The 21,506-nt window shown below is 70.7% G+C and carries 24 protein-coding genes; 14 read left to right on the forward strand and 10 right to left on the reverse strand.

What is annotated here, in order from left to right:
• Positions 1–128 precede the first annotated feature (128 nt).
• The 8 genes from ACFVXC_RS19025 to ACFVXC_RS19060 all read left to right on the forward strand — a co-directional run bounded on the left by ACFVXC_RS19025 (position 129) and on the right by ACFVXC_RS19060 (position 6,898).
• Positions 129–335, forward strand: a complete 207-nt coding sequence (locus tag ACFVXC_RS19025; protein ID WP_389906577.1) for a hypothetical protein — start codon at positions 129–131, stop codon at positions 333–335.
• 219 nt (positions 336–554) lie between these two features.
• Positions 555–857, forward strand: coding sequence for an urease subunit gamma (locus tag ACFVXC_RS19030; RefSeq protein ID WP_389906578.1), 303 nt, complete (start codon positions 555–557; stop codon positions 855–857).
• Positions 858–870: 13 nt separating this feature from the next.
• Entirely contained in the window at positions 871–1,200 is a 330-nt protein-coding gene (locus ACFVXC_RS19035) for an urease subunit beta (RefSeq protein ID WP_389906579.1), read from the forward strand.
• Complete coding sequence (locus tag ACFVXC_RS19040; protein WP_389906580.1) at positions 1,193–2,914, forward strand: urease subunit alpha; 1,722 nt, start codon at positions 1,193–1,195, stop codon at positions 2,912–2,914. The genes ACFVXC_RS19035 and ACFVXC_RS19040 overlap by 8 nt, the downstream gene beginning before the upstream one ends.
• A gap of 11 nt (positions 2,915–2,925) precedes the next feature.
• Positions 2,926–3,600, forward strand: a complete 675-nt coding sequence (locus ACFVXC_RS19045; RefSeq protein ID WP_389906581.1) for an urease accessory protein UreF — start codon at positions 2,926–2,928, stop codon at positions 3,598–3,600.
• 88 nt (positions 3,601–3,688) lie between these two features.
• Positions 3,689–4,372, forward strand: a complete 684-nt coding sequence (ureG, locus tag ACFVXC_RS19050) for an urease accessory protein UreG (protein ID WP_389906582.1) — start codon at positions 3,689–3,691, stop codon at positions 4,370–4,372.
• Positions 4,369–5,142, forward strand: coding sequence for an urease accessory protein UreD (locus tag ACFVXC_RS19055; protein ID WP_389906583.1), 774 nt, complete (start codon positions 4,369–4,371; stop codon positions 5,140–5,142). The genes ureG and ACFVXC_RS19055 overlap by 4 nt, the downstream gene beginning before the upstream one ends.
• Before the next feature lie 151 nt (positions 5,143–5,293).
• Complete coding sequence (locus ACFVXC_RS19060; protein ID WP_389906584.1) at positions 5,294–6,898, forward strand: alpha/beta hydrolase; 1,605 nt, start codon at positions 5,294–5,296, stop codon at positions 6,896–6,898.
• A gap of 151 nt (positions 6,899–7,049) precedes the next feature.
• On the opposite strand, the gene ACFVXC_RS19065 is transcribed toward ACFVXC_RS19060, so the two are convergent.
• Positions 7,050–7,778 carry a lysophospholipid acyltransferase family protein gene (locus ACFVXC_RS19065; protein WP_389906585.1) on the reverse strand — a complete coding sequence of 243 codons (729 nt, stop codon included), beginning with the start codon at positions 7,776–7,778 and terminating at the stop codon, positions 7,050–7,052.
• A gap of 271 nt (positions 7,779–8,049) precedes the next feature.
• On the opposite strand from ACFVXC_RS19065, the gene ACFVXC_RS19070 reads away from it, so the two are divergent.
• Positions 8,050–8,466, forward strand: a complete 417-nt coding sequence (locus ACFVXC_RS19070; RefSeq protein WP_389906586.1) for an SSI family serine proteinase inhibitor — start codon at positions 8,050–8,052, stop codon at positions 8,464–8,466.
• A gap of 59 nt (positions 8,467–8,525) precedes the next feature.
• Here ACFVXC_RS19070 and ACFVXC_RS19075 read toward each other — a convergent pair whose 3' ends face one another.
• The 5 genes from ACFVXC_RS19075 to ACFVXC_RS19095 form a co-directional block, all read right to left on the reverse strand.
• Positions 8,526–8,687, reverse strand: a complete 162-nt coding sequence (locus ACFVXC_RS19075; RefSeq protein WP_190078913.1) for a hypothetical protein — start codon at positions 8,685–8,687, stop codon at positions 8,526–8,528.
• An 85-nt stretch (positions 8,688–8,772) separates the two neighbouring features.
• Positions 8,773–9,726: a cytochrome c oxidase assembly protein gene (locus ACFVXC_RS19080; RefSeq protein ID WP_389906587.1), complete on the reverse strand. Its 954-nt coding sequence runs from the start codon at positions 9,724–9,726 to the stop codon at positions 8,773–8,775.
• 148 nt (positions 9,727–9,874) lie between these two features.
• Positions 9,875–10,900 (reverse strand): 6-phosphofructokinase, encoded by a 1,026-nt coding sequence (locus tag ACFVXC_RS19085; RefSeq protein WP_351164320.1) that lies wholly within the window; start codon positions 10,898–10,900, stop codon positions 9,875–9,877.
• 162 nt (positions 10,901–11,062) lie between these two features.
• Positions 11,063–11,791: a type 1 glutamine amidotransferase gene (locus tag ACFVXC_RS19090; protein WP_389906588.1), complete on the reverse strand. Its 729-nt coding sequence runs from the start codon at positions 11,789–11,791 to the stop codon at positions 11,063–11,065.
• Between the two features lie 40 nt (positions 11,792–11,831).
• Entirely contained in the window at positions 11,832–13,070 is a 1,239-nt protein-coding gene (locus ACFVXC_RS19095; RefSeq protein WP_389906589.1) for a MurT ligase domain-containing protein, read from the reverse strand.
• A 142-nt stretch (positions 13,071–13,212) separates the two neighbouring features.
• Between ACFVXC_RS19095 and def the strand changes: the two genes are divergently transcribed.
• Positions 13,213–13,752, forward strand: coding sequence for a peptide deformylase (def, locus tag ACFVXC_RS19100; RefSeq protein WP_389906590.1), 540 nt, complete (start codon positions 13,213–13,215; stop codon positions 13,750–13,752).
• Between the two features lie 21 nt (positions 13,753–13,773).
• On the opposite strand, the gene ACFVXC_RS19105 is transcribed toward def, so the two are convergent.
• Positions 13,774–14,421, reverse strand: coding sequence for a TetR family transcriptional regulator (locus tag ACFVXC_RS19105; RefSeq protein WP_389906591.1), 648 nt, complete (start codon positions 14,419–14,421; stop codon positions 13,774–13,776).
• A gap of 167 nt (positions 14,422–14,588) precedes the next feature.
• On the opposite strand from ACFVXC_RS19105, the gene ACFVXC_RS19110 reads away from it, so the two are divergent.
• The 4 genes from ACFVXC_RS19110 (at position 14,589) to ACFVXC_RS19125 (ending at position 18,338) form a co-directional block, all read left to right on the forward strand.
• A complete protein-coding gene (locus ACFVXC_RS19110; RefSeq protein WP_389906592.1) occupies positions 14,589–15,815 on the forward strand; it encodes an acyl-CoA dehydrogenase family protein in 1,227 nt (408 codons plus the stop codon).
• A gap of 81 nt (positions 15,816–15,896) precedes the next feature.
• Positions 15,897–16,343 (forward strand): MarR family winged helix-turn-helix transcriptional regulator, encoded by a 447-nt coding sequence (locus ACFVXC_RS19115; protein ID WP_389906593.1) that lies wholly within the window; start codon positions 15,897–15,899, stop codon positions 16,341–16,343.
• Entirely contained in the window at positions 16,340–17,737 is a 1,398-nt protein-coding gene (locus tag ACFVXC_RS19120) for an MFS transporter (RefSeq protein ID WP_389906594.1), read from the forward strand. Before ACFVXC_RS19115 ends, ACFVXC_RS19120 begins: the two co-directional genes overlap by 4 nt.
• 52 nt (positions 17,738–17,789) lie before the next feature.
• A complete protein-coding gene (locus tag ACFVXC_RS19125; protein WP_389906595.1) occupies positions 17,790–18,338 on the forward strand; it encodes an isochorismatase family protein in 549 nt (182 codons plus the stop codon).
• 15 nt (positions 18,339–18,353) lie between these two features.
• Here the strand turns inward: ACFVXC_RS19125 and ACFVXC_RS19130 are convergent, their stop codons facing one another.
• Genes ACFVXC_RS19130 through ACFVXC_RS19140 form a run of 3 tightly spaced genes read right to left on the reverse strand, consistent with a single transcriptional unit; the run spans position 18,354 to position 21,477 of the window.
• Positions 18,354–19,412, reverse strand: a complete 1,059-nt coding sequence (locus tag ACFVXC_RS19130) for a FecCD family ABC transporter permease (protein ID WP_389906596.1) — start codon at positions 19,410–19,412, stop codon at positions 18,354–18,356.
• Between the two features lie 17 nt (positions 19,413–19,429).
• Complete coding sequence (locus ACFVXC_RS19135; RefSeq protein WP_389906597.1) at positions 19,430–20,428, reverse strand: FecCD family ABC transporter permease; 999 nt, start codon at positions 20,426–20,428, stop codon at positions 19,430–19,432.
• Entirely contained in the window at positions 20,425–21,477 is a 1,053-nt protein-coding gene (locus ACFVXC_RS19140; protein ID WP_389906598.1) for an ABC transporter substrate-binding protein, read from the reverse strand. Before ACFVXC_RS19140 ends, ACFVXC_RS19135 begins: the two co-directional genes overlap by 4 nt.
• Positions 21,478–21,506: the final 29 nt, after the last annotated feature.

The following is a 21,506-nucleotide window of genomic DNA, read 5'->3' on the forward strand; positions in this document are numbered from 1 at the left end:
CAGTCGGAGGCCGGGGGGGGCGAGGAGGGGGGAGTCCTCGTACTTCCCGCGGCTGATCGTCCAGGTGTGGGCGGAGACTCTGCGCAACGAAGAGCTGGCCGCCCTGATGAGGCAGGGGTACGCCACGGGTGCGCGTGGCCTGGGTGAAGATCGTCGAGGGGTATCAGGCGGCGGGCATGATGCGTGACGACATCCCGGCCGACCATGTCGCGCGGATGATGGTCGCCGCGGCCCAGGGGTTCGTCGCGCAGCTCGCGCTGTTCGACGAGGTGCCGGCGGAAGCCCTGCCGGACGGTCTGCGCGGCCTGATGAGCATGGGGAAGCCCGGCCGGTAGGTATGGGGGAGCCCAGCTGATGGTCATGAAGCGGTCAAGCGCTGGTTAACCTCGTTGAAACTCCTCCCAACTAGCCTGCAAAGCCACGCCACCAGGGGTTTTCGTAACCGGGGTGCGCAAGATCAAGCGTACTGCCTGTGTGTTACATCTATACCCGTCGCGGTGGCCGCGGCAGCCGGACCCCGCACGGTCCGGAGCGAGGACTGTGAGGTGGGACGCGTGCAACTGACCCCGCACGAGCAGGAGAGACTGCTCATCCATGTGGCCGCGGATGTGGCCGAGAAGCGAAGGGCGCGGGGGCTGCGGCTCAACCACCCCGAGGCGATCGCTCTCATCACGTCCCACATTCTTGAAGGCGCCCGCGACGGCCGCACCGTCGCCGAACTCATGTCATCGGGGCGCAAGGTGCTCACCCGCGACGACGTCATGGGCGGCATCCCCGAGATGATCCACGACGTCCAGGTCGAGGCCACCTTCCCGGACGGCACCAAGCTCGTCACCGTCCACGATCCGATCGTCTGACGGGGGCCCAGACATGAGTTCCGCGCAACCCGTCATCCCTGGCGAGATTCTCTTCGCCGACGAGCCCGTCGCCTACAACGAAGGCCGCGAGGTCACCCCCCTCACCGTCCTGAACGCCGCCGACCGCCCTGTCCAGGTCGGTTCCCACTACCACTTCGCCGAGGCCAACCCCGGTCTCGACTTCGACCGTGCCGCCGCGCACGGCAAACGGCTCAACATCGCCGCCGGCACCGCCGTGCGCTTCGAGCCCGGAATCCCCGTCGACGTCGAACTCGTCCCCCTGGCCGGTCTGCGTATCGTGCCCGGCCTGCGCGGCGAGACCGGAGGTGCTCTCGATGCCTGAGCTGTCCCGTGCCGCGTACGCGGACCTGTTCGGCCCCACCACGGGCGACCGGATCCGGCTCGCCGACACCGATCTCCTCGTCGAGATCGAGGAGGACCGCTCCGGCGGCCCCGGACTCTCCGGCGACGAGTCGGTGTTCGGCGGCGGCAAGGTCATCCGTGAATCGATGGGGCAGTCGCGCACGACGCGCGCCGAAGGAGCCCCCGACACCGTCATCACCGGCGCCGTGATCATCGATCACTGGGGCATCGTCAAGGCCGACGTCGGCATACGCGACGGCCGGATCACCGGCATCGGCAAGTCCGGCAACCCGGACACGATGGACGGCGTACACCCCGATCTCGTCATCGGCCCCGAGACCGAAGTGCTCGCGGGCAACGGCAAGATCCTCACCGCGGGCGCCATCGACACCCATATCCACTTCATCTCGCCGACCATCGTCGACGAGGCGCTTGCCTCCGGAGTCACCACCCTCATCGGCGGCGGCACCGGACCGGCCGAGGGCAGCAAGGCCACCACCATCACCCCCGGCGCGTGGCACCTGGCCCGGATGTTCGCGGCGATGGAGTCGAGCCCGGTCAACATCGGCTTCCTCGGCAAGGGCAACACGGTCTCCACCGAGTCCATGCACGACCAACTGCGGGCCGGAGCCGTCAGCTTCAAGATCCACGAGGACTGGGGCGCGACACCCGCCACCATCGACGCGTGCCTGAACGTCTGTGAGGACACGGGGGCCCAGCTCGCCGTCCACACCGACACCCTCAACGAGGCGGGCTTCGTCGGCGACACGTTCGACGCCGTCGCGGGCCGCACGCTGCACGCCTTCCACGTCGAGGGCGCGGGCGGTGGGCACGCCCCGGACATGATCACGGCGGTGTCCCTGCCGAACATGCTGCCGAGCTCCACCAACCCGACGCGGCCGCACACCGTCAACACCATCGAGGAACACCTCGACATGCTGATGGTCTGTCATCACCTCAACGCGGCGGTCCCCGAGGACCTCGCCTTCGCCGAGTCGCGGATCCGGCCCACCACCATCGGGGCCGAGGACATCCTGCACGACCTCGGTGCCATCTCGATCATGTCGTCGGACTCGCAGGCCATGGGGCGCATAGGCGAGGTCGTCATGCGTACGTGGCAGACCGCGCACGTGATGAAGCGACGGCGTGGCTTCCTGCCGGGGGACTCGCGTGCGGACAACCGGCGTGCGCGTCGCTATGTCGCCAAGTACACGATCAACGCGGCCGTCGCGCAGGGCGTCGACCACGTGATCGGCTCGGTGGAGAGCGGCAAGCTCGCCGACCTGGTGCTGTGGGACCCGGTCTTCTTCGGCGTCAAGCCGCTGGTGGTCATCAAGGGCGGGCAGATCGCATACGCGCAGATGGGCGATGCCAATGCCTCGATCCCCACGCCGCAGCCGGTCCTTCCGCGGCCCATGTTCGGTGCGCGCGGCAAGGCACCGGGGCTCAACTCGTTCAACTTCGTGACCCAGTCGGCGCTTGACGACGGGCTGCCGGAACGGCTCGGTCTGGCCAAGGAGTTCACCGCGATCCGCTCGACGCGCGGGCGCACCAAGGCGGACATGCGCGAGAACGACGCTCTGCCGAGGGTCGAGGTCGCTCCCGACAGCTTCGCCGTCGCCATCGACGGTGAGCTGGTCGAGCCGTCGCCCGCCGCCGAACTGCCGCTCGCGCAGCGGTACTTCCTGTTCTGACGGGCGCCGTTATGTCCAGAGCCGCACTACTCGTGCTGGCCGACGGCCGGTTCCCCGCCGGAGGGCACGCGCACTCCGGCGGGGCCGAGGAAGCCGTCAAGGCAGGGCGTATCACCGGCGGCGGGGACCTGGAGGAGTTCTGCCGGGGCCGGCTGCACACGACGGGGCTCGTGTCGGCCTCACTGGCGGCGGCGGCCGCGCTCGGGTCCGACCCGCTGGAGCTTGACGAGGCCGCCGACGCGCGGACACCCTCGGCCGCGCTGCGGGTCGCCGGGCGGCGGCTCGGGCGGCAGATGATGCGGGCCGCGCGAGCCGCGTGGCCCGATCCCTCGCTGGACCGGCTGGCGGCTGCCCGGCCCAAGGGAGCGCATCAGCCCGTCGTTCTCGGGCTCGCCGCCCGGGCGGCAGGGCTCGATGCGCAGGACGCCGCCTACTGCTCGGTGTACGAGTGCGTCAGCGGGCCCGCGACGGCGACCGTCCGGTTGCTGAGTCTCGACCCGTTCGACGCGACGGGCGTGCTTGCCCGCCTCGCGCCCGAGCTCGACCTCGTGGCGCGGGCCGCGGCGGACGCGGCGCGAGAGGCGCTGGTCGACGGGGTCGACGCGCTGCCCGCGGCCTCCGCGCCGCTGCTCGAGGTCGGGGCGGAAGCGCATGCGGGGTGGCCCGCGCGGTTGTTCGCGTCCTAGGGAAGCTTCCGGCTCCCCTCGCGCGGCACCCGCCGCAATGCCCTGTCGTACAGGGCGAAACGAATTGCTGAACCATAGGAGTCGCACCATGCACCTCAACCACTCCCACGACGAATCCGCCGCCGTGAGCGCCGACGCCCACCGCCCCGACGGGCGCCGTCGTGCCCTGCGGATCGGGCTCGGCGGGCCCGTCGGGTCCGGCAAGACCGCCACCGTCGCCGCGCTCTGCAAGGAGCTGCGGGACGAGCGTGCCCTCGCCGTCGTCACGAACGACATCTACACCCGTGAGGACGCCGAGTTCCTGTTGCGCGAGGCCGTGCTGCCGCCCGAGCGGATCACCGCCGTGGAGACCGGCGCCTGCCCGCACACCGCGATCCGTGACGACATCTCCGCCAACCTGGAGGCCGTGGAGGACCTTGAGGACGAGGTCGGGCCGCTGGACCTGATCCTCGTCGAGTCCGGCGGGGACAACCTCACCGCCACCTTCTCCAAGGGACTCGTCGACGCGCAGATCTTCGTGATCGACGTCGCGGGCGGCGACGACATCCCGCGCAAGGGCGGCCCCGGCGTCACCACCGCCGATCTGCTCGTCGTCAACAAGACCGACCTCGCCCCGTACGTCGGCTCCGACCTCGCAGGGATGGCCGCGGACGCCAAGGCCCAGCGTGCCGAACTGCCCGTGATCTTCCAGTCGCTGAGGTCCGACGAGGGCATCGCCCCCGTCGCCGCCTGGGTGCGTGCCCAGTACGCCGCCTGGACCGCGTCCGCATGACCGTGCACGCCGTCGCGGCATCCGGGGTGCGCGGCACAGCCCGCATCACCGCGCGAGGTGACGGGCGGGGCGGCACCGCCCTGCCCGTGCTCGACGGTCACGGGCCGATCGTCCCGCGCCGCACCCGGTCGGCCGGAGCAGGCGCCCACGTCACCCTCGTCGGGGCGATGAGCGGCCCCCTCGGGGGTGATCACCTCACTGTCGAGGCCGCCGCCCACGAAGGGGCCCGGCTGCGTATCGGCTCGGCCGCCGCCACGCTCGCCCTGCCGGGGCAGTCGAAGGAGCAGGCGCGGTACGACGTGCGGCTCACGGTCGGTGAGGACGCCGAACTGTGCTGGCTTCCGGAGCAGTTGATCTCCGTACGCGAGAGCGATCTGCGGGTCACCACGCGGGCCGAGCTCGCGGGGAGCGCGAGCCTCGTGCTGCGGGAGGAGCAGGTGCTCGGCCGGACCGGTGAGGAATCGGGACGTCTCACCAGCCGCCTGACCGTGCGCCGTGCCGGCCGGCTGCTCCTGGATCAGGAGCTCTCCTGCGGTCCCGGCGCACCCGGCGGATGGGACGGCCCCGCTGTCCTGGCGGGGAATCGCGCCATCGGGCAGCTCGTCGTCGTACGCCCTGAGTTCGAGCAGAGCCGTCCCGAGCCCGCGCTGCTCGGCGAAGCGGCCGCGCTCACCCCGCTCGCCGGACCCGCCGTGCTCGTCACCGCGGTCGCTCCCGACGCGCTGCGCGTACGGCGCACTCTCGATCAGGCGCTGCGCACACTCACCTGAACAGGGGCATAACCGCTCAGCGGGGTTCCGTGCACCGTCTATCGGATTGGTAAAGAAATACCCGCCCAGTCTGTCGCACTGAACCTGTTGAACGACAGGATCCTCCTACTGTTCGAAAATCGACAGGTAAATCGACAGGGGGAGGAACCAGTTGAGACGCACCACAGCATTCGGCGCAGCCGGCACGCTGATCACGGGCTCGCTCATAGCGGGCGCGATCTTGGCGCCCGTCGCCAGTGCCGACGCCCGCCGGAGCGGCGGAAACGCTGACGCCCGCCAACGCACCAGCTCGGAGGCGCGCGGTGTCGCGCTCGCCGCGCAGCGTGCCGCCAAGGCCGGTATCGACTGGCAGGCGTGCCCCGACGACTGGGGCTTGGACAAGGCGATCAAGTGCGGCTGGGTCAGCGTCCCGCTCGACTACGCCAAGCCCAACGGCAAGAAGATCAAGCTTGCCGTCGACCGCATCGGCAACACCGGGACGAAGAAGGAGCGTCAGGGCGCCCTTCTCTACAACCCGGGCGGCCCCGGCGCCTCCGGCCTCCGCTTCCCCGCCCGCGTGGTCACCAAGGCCAAGCTCTGGGAGAAGACGGCGAAGGCGTACGACTTCGTGGGATTCGAGCCGCGCGGTGTCGGTCACTCGGCGCCCATCTCCTGCATGGACCCGCAGGAGTTCGTCAAGGCCCCCAAGCAGGACCCTGTGCCGGACTCCGAGGCGGACAAGCGCGCCCAGCGCAAGCTGGCCGCCGAGTACGCGGACGGCTGTGCCGAGCGCAGCGGCGAGATGCTGCCGCACATGACGACGCCGAACACCGCACGTGACCTGGACGTCATCCGGGCCGCGCTCGGCGAGAAGAAGCTGAACTTCCTCGGCGTCTCCTACGGCACCTACCTCGGCGCGGTCTACGGGACGCTCTTCCCGTCGCACGTGCGTCGTATGGTCGTCGATTCGGTGGTCAACCCGTCGAAGAAGAAGATCTGGTACGAGGCCAACCTCGACCAGGATGTCGCCTTCGAGATCCGTCTCAAGGACTGGATGGAGTGGGTCGCCAAGTACGACGCCACCTTCCACCTCGGCACCACCGCCGAGAAGGTCAGCAAGAACTGGGACAAGCTGCGTGCCGCCGCGAAGAAGGCGCCCCTTGGCGGGGTCGTCGGCCCCGCCGAGCTCACCGCCTACTTCCAGAGCGCTCCGTACTACGACTCCGCCTGGGTGGGGATCGCGACGAACTTCAGCAAGTACGTCGCCGGTGACGCCAAGCCGCTGATCGAGGCAGCAAGCCCCGACCTGTCGGACACCGCGGGCAACATCGCGTCGGAGAACGGCAACGCCGTCTACACGGCCGTCGAGTGCGCCGACGCCAAGTGGCCCACCAGCTGGAAGAAGTGGGACCGCGACAACACCCGCATCCACCGTGACAACCCGTTCATGACGTGGTCCAACGCCTGGATGAACCTGCCCTGCGCGACCTGGAAGAGCAAGCAGCACGAGCCGGTCGAGGTCAAGACCGGCAAGGGCCTGCCGCCCGTCCTCATCGCCCAGTCGACCCGTGACGCCGCCACGCCGTACGAGGGCGCTGTCGAGCTGCACAAGCGGTTCAAGGGCTCGCGTCTGATCACGGAGAAGGACGCCGGTTCGCACGGCATCACGAACCTGGTCAACCCGTGCCTCAACGACCGTGTCGAGGCCTACCTGCTCACCGGCAAGCTGGACAGCAAGGACGTGACGTGCACCCCGCACGCCACGCCCAAGCCGTGACAGCCCGCCGCTAGGCATCTCAGCAAGGGGCGACCGGGTCCACCCGGTCGCCCCTTCGCTGTGCCGCCTGGAGCTGTCTTCGCTCGTCCGCTTCTTCGCCCGTGCCGGCCCGTGCTCGCCCCCGATGTCGGCAGGGCCGTATGTCAGGGCATCAACTCAGCGGCATCCGGGGGAATTTCCGCCTCCTCGCCGCGGCGTCCCGCTCGGCCTCCTCCGCCTTGACGACCGCTGCGTACTTGTCGACGTACTCCTGCCCGGAGAGCCCGAGAATGGCGTACATGATCTCGTCGGTGACCGCCCGCAGGACCGCCTTCTCGTTCTCCATGCCCGCGTAGCGCGAGAAGTCCAGCGGGGCGCCGAAGCGGACGGACACACGCTGGAAGTTGGGCACCTTCTGACCCGGCGGCTGCGCCTCGAACGTGCCGATCATCGCGCACGGGATCACCGGTGCCTGCGCCTTGAGCGCCATCGCGGCGACGCCGACCTTCCCCTTGTAGAGGCGCCCGTCGTGCGAGCGGGTGCCCTCCGGATAGATACCGAGCAGCTCCCCCTTGCGCAGCACGCCCAGGCCCTCGCGGATCGCGGCCTGGCCCGCCTCCTTGCCGGAACGGTCCACCGGGATCTGCCCGGCGCTGTGGAAGAACGCGGCCGTGAGACGGCCCCTGAGTCCCGGCCCCGTGAAGTACTCGGCCTTCGCGAGGAAGGTGATCCGCCGCTTGATGATGGCGGGCATCAGGAAGTGGTCCGCGAACGAGAGATGGTTGCCCGCCACGATCGCCGCGCCGGAATCCGGTATGTGCTCGAGCCCCTCGATACGCGGCCGGAACATGAGCCGCAGCAGCGGCCCCAGGACGACGTACTTGAGCAGGTAGTAGAACACCCGTTGCTCCTTGACGTAGGTGGACCGGCCTGGGTGCTGCGTCGTCGCAGGTCACGGGTCCTCGCGCAGCGGTCAGTTTAGGTGCGCCGTCCCGACGGGAGAAGGGAGCGACGAAGCCAGTGGCCCGGACCCTTCGCCCGGCGGAAGGCCCATCCGGGCCCCGCGCCGGACTCGTACGGGTGACCGCCCGGCGTGCCGGCTCGGTGAGCGGCTGCCGCGGGGGTGGCCTGGCCTCTCTCCGACGCAGCACGTCACCGTCCCAGGAGGTCCCATGAGGTCCCGCCCCACGTCCCGCCTGAACCCGGCCCTGGCCACCGCCGCCGCGCTGATCTCCCTCGCCGCGGCCGCGCCCGCCCACGCGGCCGACGAGACGGCCCCCGCCCGGTCGAGCGGCGTCTTCCTCACCGTCACCGGGGACCACAACGCCTGGGTCCGCGGGGTGCTGCTCGACTGCGTGACGCAGCAGCCCGGACACCATCCGCACATGGCCGAGGCCTGCGCGGCGATCGACGCGGCGGGCGGCGACTTCGACGCGCTGCCGGCGAAGAAGGGGATCTGCACCAAGCAGTACGCCCCGGTCACCGTGAGCGCGACGGGGACCCACCGCGGCAAGCCGGTCAGCTGGCAGAAGACGTACGGCAACGCCTGCGAGATGGGGTTCTCGACAGGCGCCGTCTTCCGTTTCTGACCGTTTCCGGGCGGGCGTCGCCGCGCCCCGCACCTCTCCTCGCTGCCGCGCGGCGCCCCTCAGGGGGTGCTGCGCGAGAGCACCATCGCCAGCGTGAGCATCCCGATGACGACCCAGCCGAACCACAGCCAGCCGTTGCTACCGAGCGCGACCGTGTAGGCGGTCACCGCCACCAAGCCTCCGATGGTGAACACACCCATCGTCTTCGTCGAATCAGGCATCGCCCTGCCTCCTCCCGGCAGCCCCGACGCCTTGACGCCAGGACCGCGGCCTAAGGCCATCCTGACCCGCGAATACCCTTCGCCGCTAGCGCCCGCGCGCGGCCAGTGAGGCGAGATAGGCGTTGTACGCCTCCAGCTCCTTGTCACCGTCACGGTCAGCGGCCCGGTCCGTACGCCGTGCCTGGCGCTGATCGGAGCGGTACCACTGGAAGAGGAGCGCGAGCAGCACGAGCACCGACGGCACCTCGCTGAACGCCCAGGCGATGCCGCCCGCGGCCGTCTGATCGGCGAGGGCGTCGATGCCGAGCGAGGCGGGCGGGTTCTTGTAGGTGCCGACCATCGGCTCGGACGCCATCATCAGGGCGATGCCGAAGAACGCGTGGAAGGGCATGCCCGCGAACAGCTCCAGCATCCGCATGATGTAGCCGGGCCGGTGCGGGCCCGGGTCGACGCCCATGATCGGCCAGAAGAAGACGAGGCCGACCGCCAGGAAGTGCAGCATCATGCCGATGTGGCCGACCTTGGACCCCATCAGGGTGTCGAAGATCGGCGTGAAGTACAGGGCGTACAGACTCGCGATGAAGAGCGGGATGGTGAACGCGGGGTGCGTGATGATCTTCATGTAGCGGCTGTGCAGGACCCACAGCAGCCACTCGCGCGGGCCCTTGTGACCGCGACGGGCCGCGACCGGCAGCGCGCGCAGGGCGAGGGTGATCGGGGCGCCCATCAGGAGCAGGATCGGCGAGAGCATGCTGATGACCATGTGCTGCACCATGTGCACACTGAACATGACCATGCCGTAGTCGTTCAGCTTGGTGCACATCACGAGCAGGATGGTCAGCACGCCCACCACGAAGGAAATGATGCGGCCGACCGGCCACTTGTCACCGCGTCGCACGAGCCGCACCACGCCCCAGGCATAGAGGGCGAGGGCCACCAGGGAGCCGATGAGGAAGAAGGGGTCGGCCGAGAGTTCGAGCCCGCGCCCCAGCGTGAACGGCGGCAGATCCATGTTCATGCCGTGCCCGCTGTGATCCATCCGCTGGCTCCTGATTCGTGCGGTTGTGCGCTGTGTGTCCGCACCAGACTAGAACGGCCCCCGGACGCCGACGCGTCCGGGGGCCGTTCGTTGAGTCTTGATCTAAAGCTCGATCAGTCTTGACCTGACGTCCGGTCTGAAGCCTGGTCTAGAGGACGCACTCCGCCTCGGCGTAGCGCTCGTCCGGCACCGTCTTCAGCGTCTCGACGGCCTCGGCGAGCGGGACCATCGTGATGTCCGTGCCGCGCAGCGCCGTCATCTTGCCGAACTCGCCGCGGTGCACGGCCTCCACGGCGTGCCAGCCGAAGCGGGTGGCGAGCACGCGGTCGTACGCGGTGGGGGTGCCGCCGCGCTGGACGTGCCCGAGGATCACCGGACGCGCCTCCTTGCCCAGGCGCTGCTCCAGTTCGATGGAGAGCTGCCGGGCGATGCCGGCGAACCGCTCGTGGCCGTACATGTCCTTGACGCCCTCGTCGAAGGCCATGGAGCCCTCGCGGGGCTTGGCGCCCTCGGCGGCCACGACGATCGCGAACTTCTTGCCCGCGGAGAACCGTTCGCCGACCTTCCGCGCCAGTTCCTCGATGTCGAAGGGCCGCTCAGGCACGACGATCGCGTGCGCGCCCGCGGCCATGCCCGAGTGCAGCGCGATCCAGCCGGTGTGCCGGCCCATGACCTCGACGATCAGCACACGCTGGTGCGACTCGGCGGTCGTCTTGAGGCGGTCGAGGGCTTCGGTCGCCACGCCGACCGCGGTGTCGAAGCCGAACGTCACATCGGTCACCGCGATGTCGTTGTCGATCGTCTTGGGCACCCCGACGATCGGCAGACCCGCGTCCGACAGGAGCCGGGCCGCCTTCAGCGTGCCTTCGCCGCCGATCGGGATGACCGCGTCCAGGCCCAGGTCGGCGAGGTGGCCCTTGGCCCGCTCGACGCCGTCGCGCAGATGCGCGGGCTGGACACGGGATGAGCCAAGAATCGTTCCGCCACGTGCCAGGATGCCGCCCACCGCGTCCAGGTCGAGCTTGCGGTAGTCGCATTCGAGCAGTCCACGCCAGCCGTCGTGGAAGCCGATGACCTCGTCGCCGTGGTCGACGACGGCGCGGTGCACGACCGAACGGATGACAGCGTTGAGACCGGGGCAGTCGCCGCCGGAGGTGAGGACACCAATGCGCATAGCCCGCCAACGTCTTTCATAGAGAGGGGCCCTCTGCAACGTGGGCCGAAGTCCGGACCACGTCGTCCGGCGGGAACCCCGCCACCCTATAGGCGGGAGGGGGCGGGGCAGCACCGGGCGTCCGACTGCTGGACTGTGCCGCTCACCTGTGCGGCAAGGGCATCAGGCGGGCTGCTGTGCGGCGTTCATGCGCTCGGCGCGCAGCGCCTCGTACCAGCGGTCGTCCGTCGGCGGCAGCGCGTTCACGTCGAGGGCCAGCTTCAGGAGCAGGTCCGCGATGAGCGGGTTGCGAGCGAGGACGGGGCCGTGCATGTACGTGCCGAAGACGGTGCCGTTGAACGCGCCCTCGGTGCCGTCACCCGTGCCGTTGCCCCGGCCGAGCGAGACGCGTGCGAACGGCCGCGCCGACGGGCCGATGTGCGTGATGCCCTGGTGGTTCTCGAAGCCGGTCAGCGGGGGCAGGCCCAGCTGCGGGTCGATGTCGCCCAGGACGTCGCCGACGCACCGGTCGCCCTCGCCGCGGGTGGAGATCACGTCGAGCAGGCCGAGGCCCGGCTCGCGCTGGCCGAGGTCGTTGATGAACTCGTTGCCCAGGATCTGGTACCCCGCGCACACCGAGAAGACGATCGCGCCGTTGCCCACGGCCCGCTGCAGTCCGCCGTCGCGGCGCAGGCGCTCGGCCGCGAGTCGCTGCGGGCGGTCCTCGCCGCCGCCGATCAGATAGATGTCGCCGGAGGTGGGCACCGGCTGGTCGCTGCGCACGTCGTAGCGCTCGACCTGGAGGCCGCGCTGCTGGGCGCGGCGCTCCACGACCAGGGCGTTGCCCTGGTCTCCGTACGTGCTCAGCAGGTCGGGGTAGACCCACACCAGCCGCAGGCTGTTGTCGCTCATGCTCATTCGTCCCTACGAGGGTCTAGAGGGTCCGGTGGGGTCAGTTGCCGACGCGGCGGCGCAGGTCCTGGAACGCGGTGTAGTTCGCGATCGTCTCGATCCGTCCGGGCGGCGCGAGCTGCACGGCCTCGTCGAGGGACTCGCAGACCCGGAAGTCCAGGCCCGCGACCTCAAGACGCACGGCGAGGTCCAGCTTGCGGTCGCCGAGCACGAAGATCGGGTGTCCCGCCAGGCGGGTGTAGTCGACGTCCCACAGCCAGGAGGTGTCGGTGCCGTCGGCGCCACGGGCGTTCACGGAGAGCACCACCGGGGTGGGCGGCGGGTCGATCAGCGAAAACGTTTCGAGCCAGCCCGCCGGGTTCTTCGCGAGCAGCAGACGCAGATCGCGGCCCTGGAACTGCACGACGTCATAGCGTCCGGCGACCGCCTGCACCTGGTACATCCGCTCCAGGGCGACCTGTGGCGGCACTCCGAAGACGGCGGCGACGGCGGCCGACGTGGTCGCGTTCGCCTTGTTCGCCCGGCCCGGCAGCTGCAGATGGATCGGCCAGGCCGAGCCGTGCGGGTCGAGGACGTGGTCGCCGGAGAGCACCCAGCTGGGCGCGGGACGGCGGAAGCCGCACTCGCCGCAGAACCAGTCGTCCCCGGGGCGCTGCATCACACCGCCGCAGGAGGGGCACGACCAGGCGTCGTCCTTCCACTCCTGTCCCGCGGCCACCCACACCACGTTCGGCGACGAGGACGCCGCCCAGACGACCAGCGGGTCGTCCGCGTTCGCGATCACGACCGCCTTGGAACCGGCCAGGCCCTCGCGCCAGTTCTCCGCCATCATGCGGGTCTCACCGGCGCGGTCCAGCTGGTCGCGCGAGAGGTTGAGCAGCGCGATCGCCTTCGGTGTCACATCACGGGCGACACCGGCGAGGTACTTCTCGTCGACCTCGATCACGCCGAACCTGGCATCCGAGCCGCCCGCGAGGGCCGAGGTGATCCCGGCCGGCATGTTCGCGCCAAGGGCGTTCGACACCACGGGCCCGCTGGCGCGCAGCGCCTCCGCGAGCAGCCGGGTCGTGGTCGTCTTGCCGTTCGTGGCGGAGACGAGCACCACATCGAGGTGCGTGGCAAGACGCCCGAGCAGGTCGGGGTCGAGCTTGAGCGAAACGCGGCCGCCGATCACCGATCCGCTGCCGCGGCCCGCCGCGCGCGACACCGCCGCGGCCGCCTTGCCCGCCGTCACGGCCAGCTTGGCCCGCGGCGACAGCGGGTCCGTGTTGCCTGCCATCAGTTCTGGATCCTCCTTGCGTACGGCGCCGCGACTGCCCCCGGCAACGCGATGAACCTCAGCCTATCGAGATCCACTCACAAGCCCGAACCGCGGCACCACCCCGACCCCGGGGCTTTCCAAGGACCGTACCCTTGCGGCCATGCGACACGGCTCGATCCCGGGCGCCTCAGGGCGCGTACGACCCCTGACTCTGCTCGGCGACCCCGTGCTGCACAAGGCGTGCGAGCAGGTCACCGACTTCGGCCCCGAACTGGTGCGGCTCATCGAGGACATGTACGCCACGATGTACGCCGCCCAGGGCGTGGGCCTCGCCGCCAACCAGATCGGCGTGAACCAGCGGGTCTTCGTGTACGACTGCCCGGACGACGACGATGTGCGTCATCTCGGGCACGTGGTGAACCCGCGCCTCGTGGAGGCGGACGGCATCAGCGTGCGCGGTCCCGAGGGGTGCCTCTCGCTGCCGGGCCTTGAGGCGGGTACGCCGCGCTTCGACCACGCGGTGGTGGAGGGCGTCGACATGCGCGGTGAGCCGGTGCGGGTGCACGGGACCGGCTGGTTCGCGCGCTGCCTGCAGCACGAGTGCGACCACTTGGAGGGCGGCGTCTACACCGATCACGTCACTGGCTGGCGGCGGCGCAAGGTTCTGCGGGCCGCCGCCAAGGCGCCCTGGCGCAGCTGACTTCCCGCGGGCTCCCGAACCTCAGAAGCCGGGGCCGCCGATGCGGTTGCCCGCCGCGGCGAGTCGTCCCCACAGCAGGTCGGCCAGGCTGCTCACCAACTCCGCGCGCGGGCAGGGCCGTTCGCCGAGCCACCAGTCACCGGCCGCGTGCATCATGCCGACGATGCCGTGCCCCCACACGCGTGCGAGCTGGGCGCTGCCAGGGCCGAGGTCGACCCGCTCCTCGATGACCTGCGCGAGCTCCTCGCCCATGCGCCGAAGGACGGGGGCGGAGTGCAGGCCCACGTCGAAGCCCTGCTCGCCGGGGCTCGCGGCGTCCGAGGGATGCATCAGGAAGCGGTAGACCTGCGGGCGGGCCTCGATCGCCGAGAGGTAGGTGTCAAGCGTCTGCTCGACCCGCTCCCTGCGCTCGGCCGGGGCGTCGAGGGCGGCGCGCAGCGAGTCGAGGAGCGCGTCGGTGTGCCGTTTGGCGAGCGCGGCGTACAGTCCGCCCTTGTCGCCGAAGTGCCGGTACAGGATCGGCTTGGTGATGCCGGCCTCGGCGGCGATGGCGTTCATCGAGGCGCCGGGCCCGTCACGCAGCACCACCCGGTCGGCGGCCTCCAGCAACTCGCGCCGCCGGCGCTCCGCAGACCGTTGCTGATCGGTCTGCTCTGTGGTGGTCTCCATAGCGATTCTCTCCCCGCCCATGCGATTGCGTTACGCATGCGCAACGTAACACCCCGCGCTCGGCGCCCATCGAACGGGCGGCCGGGAGTTGACATCGGCTACCGGCCGGTAACAGACTCCAGTTACCGCAAGTAACGTATGTCTTCACCGCAGGTCCTGGAGGGGTCATGGCCGAGTTCACCATGGAGCTCAACGACGAACAGAAGGAGGTCCGGGACTGGCTCCACGGGTTCGCCGCTGACGTGATCCGCCCCGCGGCCGCCGAATGGGACGAGCGTGAGGAGACCCCCTGGCCGATCATCCAGGAGGCTTCGAAGCTGGGGATCTACTCCCTCGACTTCTACGCCCAGCAGTTCTTCGACCCCACGGGCCTGGGCATCGTGATGGCGACCGAGGAGATCTTCTGGGGTGACGCGGGCATCGGCCTGTCCATCATGGGCACGGGCCTGGCCGCCGTCGGCGTCCTCGCCAACGGCACCGAGGAGCAGATCGGCACCTGGATCCCGCAGATGTACGGCGACGTGAACGACGTCAAGCTCGCCGCCTTCTGCTCCTCGGAGCCCGACGCGGGCTCCGACGTGGCGGCCATGCGCACCCGCGCCGTCTACGACGAGGCCAAGGACGAGTGGGTCCTCAACGGCACCAAGACCTGGGCGACCAACGGCGGCATCGCCAACGTCCATGTCGTCGTCGCGGTCGTCGACGCCGACCTCGGCTCCAAGGGTCACGCCTCCTTCATCGTCCCGCCGAACACCCCCGGCCTCTCCCAGGGCCAGAAGTTCAAGAAGCACGGCATCCGCGCCTCGCACACCGCCGAGGTCGTCCTTGAGGACGTCCGTGTCCCCGGTCACTGCCTGCTCGGCGGCAAGGAGAAGCTGGACGAGCGCCTCGCCCGCGCCAGGGAGCGCGCCAAGACCGGCGGCGAGCGCGTGAAGAACGCCGCGATGGCCACTTTCGAGGCCTCCCGCCCGGCCGTCGGCGCCATGGCCGTGGGCACGGCCCGAGCCGCGTACGAAGAGGCCCTGGAGTACGCCAAGACGCGTACGCAGTTCGGTCGCCCGATCATCGACAACCAGGGCATCGCCTTCCAGCTCGCCGACATGCGTACGCAGATCGACGCCGCCCGTCTGCTCGTGTGGCGCGCTTCGTGGATGGCGAGCACGGGCAAGAAGTTCGAGTCGGCCGAGGGCTCCATGTCGAAGCTGTACGCGAGCGAGGTCGCCAAGAAGGTCACCGCCCAGGCGGTGCAGATCCTCGGCGGCAACGGCTTCACGCGTGAGTACCCGGTGGAGCGCATGCACCGGGACGCCGCGATCTACACGATCTTCGAGGGCACGAGCGAGATCCAGCGTCTGGTGATCGCGCGGACACTGTCGGGGATGCCGATCCGCTAGTACGCGTCCGCTGGTACGTGTACAGGGGTGATAGGCAGGCAACCTTGCAAGGTTGCCTGCCTATCTCATACGGTGGCGTACATGAGCGCACCCCCCTCCGGCGACTCGGCTCCCGAGCAGATCGCCGCCGACTTGTCGAACGTCGTCCGGCGACTCGTGCGGCGCCTGCGCGGGGTGACACCGGCGACCGGACTCAGCCCCACGCAGCGTTCCGTGCTCGCCCGCCTCGACCGCAAAGGCCCCGCCACCACCGCGGGTCTGGCCCGCGAGGAGCTCGTCCGGCCGCAGTCCATGCGGCTGACCGTGAGCGCCCTCGAAGAGATGGGGCTCGTCGAGCGCGCCCCCGACCCCGACGACGGGCGGCAGTCCGTCGTCTCCGTGACCGATCAGGGGCATCGCACCCTCACCGAGATGCGGGCCGCCAAGCACGACTGGCTCTCGACGGTCCTCGCCGACGGACTCGATCCGGCGGAGCGCCGCCAACTGGCCGACGCCATCGTGCTGTTGGAGCGGTTGGTGCAGAAGTGAGGACGAAGGCGGACGCCCCGGCCCGCCCCGCGGCGGCCGAGCCTCCCGCCTTCGGGGCGCGGCTCACGGCGCCCCTTCTCCTCGGCTCACTGCTCAACCCGCTCAACACCACGATGATCTCCACCGCCCTGGTGGCGATCGGGCACGACTTCGGCGTCGGCGCCGCCGACACCGCCTGGCTCGTGTCCGTCCTCTACCTCGCGAGCGCCGTCTCCCAGCCCGTGCTCGGCAAGCTCGCCGACAGCATCGGGCCGCGCCGGGTCTTCCTCGGCGGACTCGTGGTCGTCGTCGCCTCCGGGCTCGTCGGCACGCTCGCCCCGGGCTTCGCCTGGCTGCTCGTCTCCCGATTGCTCCTTGGCATAGGCACCTCGGCGGCCTACCCCGCCGCCATGGCCGTCCTGCGCGACGAGTCACGCAGGCTCGGCAGGACGACCCCGCGCACCGTCCTCGGCAGGCTCTCCTTCGCCGCGCTCGGCAGCGCGGCGATCGGACCGACGCTCGGCGGACTCCTCGTCGCGACCGCCGGATGGCGCGGCATCTTCGCCGTCAACGTCCCCGTCGCACTCCTCGCGTACGGCGCGGCGCTCCGCTGGATCCCCAAGGACCCGCCGCGCGGGGAGCGGCCGGGCAAGGCCGTGGCGGGCGGCCTCGATCCGCTCGGTACCCTGCTCTTCACCGGCGCGCTGACCTGCCTCGTCGTCTTCCTGCTCGATCTGGCGCACCCCCTGTGGTGGCTGCTCGCCCCCGTGGCGGCGCTCTCCACCGTGCTGACCTGGTGGCAGCTGCGCCACCCGCGCCCCTTCATCGACCTGCGCATGCTCGGCCGCAACCACGCACTGGCCCGCACCTACCTGCGGCACGGCCTGAGCTACCTGGTCGTGTACTGCGTGATGTACGGCTTCACCCAGTGGCTGGAAGAGGCCCGCGGCCTGTCGTCCCTGCACACCGGGCTCGTCATGCTGCCCATGTCCCTTGCCGCCCTTGCCTGTTCGCTGCTCGGTGCCCGTACGAGGGGCATCCGCGCCCCGCTGGGCATCGCCTCCGTCCTGCTCGTCGTGGGCAGCGCGCTGCTCTTCTTCACCTCAGGCAGTACACCGCTCGCCGTGCTCCTCCTGGCCGGCGCCTGCTTCGGCATCCCACAGGGCCTCATGGGCACCAGCAACCAAGCAGCCGTGCAGAGTTTCGCCCCGGCCGACGAGATCGGCTCCGCCGCCGGGCTGCAGCGCACGGCGCAGTACATCGGCGCCATCGCCGCGTCAGGTCTGATCGGCCTCGCCTACGGGCAGCGTGCCGACGACGCCGGACTGCACCTCATGGGTGCGGTCGGCGCCGTCCTCGCGCTCGCCCTGGTCGCCCTGACCCTCACGGACCGGGCCCTGCGCGCCCGCACCTGACCAACTCCCGGCCCCATCCCCGTACGACCCACGTAGGAAAGAGATCTGATCCATGACTGCCACCACTCTCGACCCCACCACGGCGCTCGTCCTCGTCGACCTCCAGAAGGGCATCACCGGCCTGCCCACGGCCCACCCCTCCGCGGAGATCGTCGAGCGGTCCGCCCGCCTGGCCGGCGCCTTCCGCGAGCGCGGTCTGCCCGTCGTCCTGGTCCGTGTCACCGGTGGCGCCCCCGGGCGCACCGAAGGGCCGGCTCGCGGCGGCGATGTGCCCGCCGACTGGGCGGACCTGGTTCCCGAACTCGGGCGCAAGGACAGCGACATCGTCGTCACCAAGCAGCAGTGGGGCGCCTTCTACGGCACCGACCTGGACCTCCAGCTGCGCCGCCGAGGCGTCACCCAGGTCGTGGTCGCCGGCATCGCGACGAGCATCGGCGTCGAGTCGACGGCCCGCGCGGCCCACGAGCACGGCTACCACGTCACGGTCGCCGTCGACGCCGTGACCGACATGGACGCCGACGCACACCGCAACAGCGTCGAGAAGATCTTCCCGAGGCTCGGCGAGACGGACACGGCGGAGGCGATCGCGAAGCTGCTGTAGCCGGTCAGGACACCCTCACCGCACGCCGTTGCCATCCCCCTTGCCGAGGAGCCACAGCAGGTACGGGCCGCCGACAAGCGCCGTGAGCGCGCCGACCGGGATCTCCAGCGGCGGCACCAGGGTACGGGCCGCGAGGTCCGCACCCACCACGGTGATCGCACCCGTCAACGCGGCGCACACGAGCGGGAGATGGGCGGTCCTGGTGAGACGGCGGGCCAGCTGTGGCGCGGTGAGGGCGACGAAACCGATGGGTCCCGCGGCCCCGGTCGCGGTCGCCGCGAGAATCACGCCCAGTACCGTCAGGCCGAGTTGGGTCGGCCGTACCCGTACTCCGAGGGCCGCCGCGGTGTCGTCGTCCAGGCTCAGATAGCGCTGCGCACGCGCGGCCCAGGGCAGGGCGGGCAGGCACAACAGGAGGATCCAGGTGAGCGGTACCGCCTGTTCCCACCCGCGTCCGTTGAGGCTGCCCGCGAGCCACAGTTTGACCTGCTCGGCGGCGGCCTGGTCGCTGTCCGTGAGGTAGAGCTGGACGATCGCGGACAGGGCCACGCCGATCCCGACTCCCGTCAGGACGAAGCGGTTCGCCCGCATTCCGTGCCGCTGCCACGCCACCGCGTACACCAGCGCCGCCGCACCCAGACCGCCCGCGACCGAGACGGCGGGCAGGGCGCCCGGTGAGGTCACCGTGCCGGTGGCGAGCAGGAGCACGGTCGCCGCAGCGGCGCCGTGTCCGACGCCGAGGACGTCGGGGCTGGCGAGCGGGTTGCGGGTGACCGTCTGCACCAGGGCGCCGGAGACCCCGAGCGCGGCGCCGACCAGTGCCCCGAGCACGATGCGCGGGACGCGCAGTTCCGAGACGACCAGGGTGTACGGGCTCGTCCTGCCGCGCAGGACGTCCCACACGTCGCCCGGCGCGACATAGTTCTGGCCCGCGCAGACCGACACGGCCATCGCCACGGCGAGCAGGACCAGGAGCACGGTGGCCGTGGCGGCGGAACGCCGGTGCAGGAGGAGGGACACGCGGTGGCGGCGCAGGACCGTCTGACCGGCAGCGGGCGGGCGGGCGGCGGTCATCGTGCCACCGTTACCTTTCACGTAGCCCCTGCCTTCCTCCGTACGAGCACGATCAGTACGGGCACCCCCACCAGCGCGGTCATCACCCCGGCCGGTACCTCCGCGGGCGCCCGCACCACCCGCCCCGCCACGTCGGCCGCGAGCAGCAGACAGGCGCCGAGCAGGGCGGAGAGCGGCAGTATCGTGCGGTGGCCGCCGCGGACCATGCGGCGGGCCAGGTGCGGGACGGCCAGGCCGACGAAGGCGATGGGGCCCGACGCGGCGACGGCCGCCGCGGTCAGGACGGTGGCGCCCAGCGCCGCGCAGATCCGCACGGTGTGCACCTTGTGGCCCAGAGCCCGCGCGGTGTCGTCACCGAGGACGAGCGCGTCGAGGCCCCGGGCGCAGCCGAGTACGAGCAGCGCCCCGGCTGCCATGAACGGCAGCATCTGCGTGACGATCCCGGCGTCGCGGCCGGCCAGCGAACCCGCCTGCCAGAACCGGAACTGGTCGAGGGTGGCCGAACTCGACGTCAGCAGCGCGGTGGTGGCGCCCGCCACCATCGCGGAGAACGCCGTCCCGGCGAGCGCGAGCTTGACCGGTGAGGCCCCGCCCCGGCCGCGTGCGGCAATGGCGTACACGACGCAGGCGGCGACGACCGCACCCCCGAAGGCGTACCAGACGTACCCGGAGAACCCGCTCGCCAGGCCGGTCGCGATGGCGAGGACGACCCCGGCCGCCGCTCCCTGGCTCAGCCCGAGGATGCCCGGGTCGGCGAGCGGATTGCGGGTGACGGCCTGGAGGGCGGCCCCGGACAGACCGAGGGCCGCGCCCGCGGCGAGTCCCACAGCGGTGCGGGGCACCCGCAGTGACCGCACCACGAGAGCGTCCGGTGAGTCCGCATGGTGCGCCACCGCGTCGAGAACGGTGGACAGCGGCACCGACCGGGTACCGACGGCCAGGCTGAGGGCGGCGGCGGCGACGGTGAGCCCCAGCGCGACCGCCAGCCAACTCGCCCCAGCTGTACGGGAGCTCATGAGCCGAGCGACGCCGCGAGCTGCTTGACCACCAACCGGGCCGCCGTCGGGCCCGCGTTGAGGTACCACGGGTCGTCGTCGACCTTGACGGCGTGTCCGGACTCGACCCCCTTGAGGGACTTCCACAGCGGCCCGGCGAGCACGCTTCCGGCGTCCGTCTTCTCGGGGTCGCCCTGGACCGAGTAGAAGATCCAGTCGCCGTCCGCGAGATCGATGCGTTCGGTGCTGATGTCCTCGGAAATCGCCCTGAACTTCTGGGGCTTGGGCCGCCCGACGCCCATGTCGACGGCGAGGGACCCGGTGAAGGAGGAGACGCCGAACATCCGGGTCCTGTCGGGTGTGAAGCGCACCATGGACACGGTGCTGGCGGCGCTGTCGGTCCTCTTCCCCTCGGCGGCCGCCTCGTCGGTGATGTCGTCGAGCAGGCTCTTGGCCTGCTCGCCCTTTCCGACGGCCGCGCCGACCAGGAGCAGGTCGCGCTTCCAGTTGATGCCCTGCCCCTTGGTCACGACCGTCGGCGCGATCTTCGACAACTTGGGGTAGAGGTCCGCGAGCGACTGGTTGACCAGGATCAGGTCCGGCTCGGCCGCCTCCAGGCTTTCCAGGTTGGGTGCGGAGCGGGTGCCCGCGTCGGTCATCTTCGTGAGCCGGGACTCCTCACGCGGGAAGGCGTCGCGCAGATAGTCGGGCACGAGCCCGGCGTTGTCGGCGCGCGTGGTGGCCGTGGGGACGAGGCCCAGGGTGAGGAGGTCGTCGAGTTGGCCGGTGCTGAGGGCGGCTATCCGCTTCGGCTGTTCGGAGATCTCGGTCTTGCCCTCGTAGTGGCCGACGGTGCGCGGGAAGTCCCCGTCCGTGGCTTTCGAGCCCATTGTGCCGGTCAGTTCGGCGGGGGCCGCGGTCGGCCCCTCGACGGCTCCGGCCACCTTGTTGCGGGACCCCTCGGCCGCACCCTTGCCATCCGCCCCGCTCCCGCCGCCCGACGAGCAGCCGGTCAGCAGCATCCCGATCACGGACAGGCCGACGACGGCCTTCACGTCCCACGCACGCACAATGATCCCCTCGGAGAGATTAGGTGAGG

This window comes from Streptomyces sp. NPDC058257, from assembly GCF_042881845.1.
Lineage (GTDB): Bacteria > Actinomycetota > Actinomycetes > Streptomycetales > Streptomycetaceae > Streptomyces.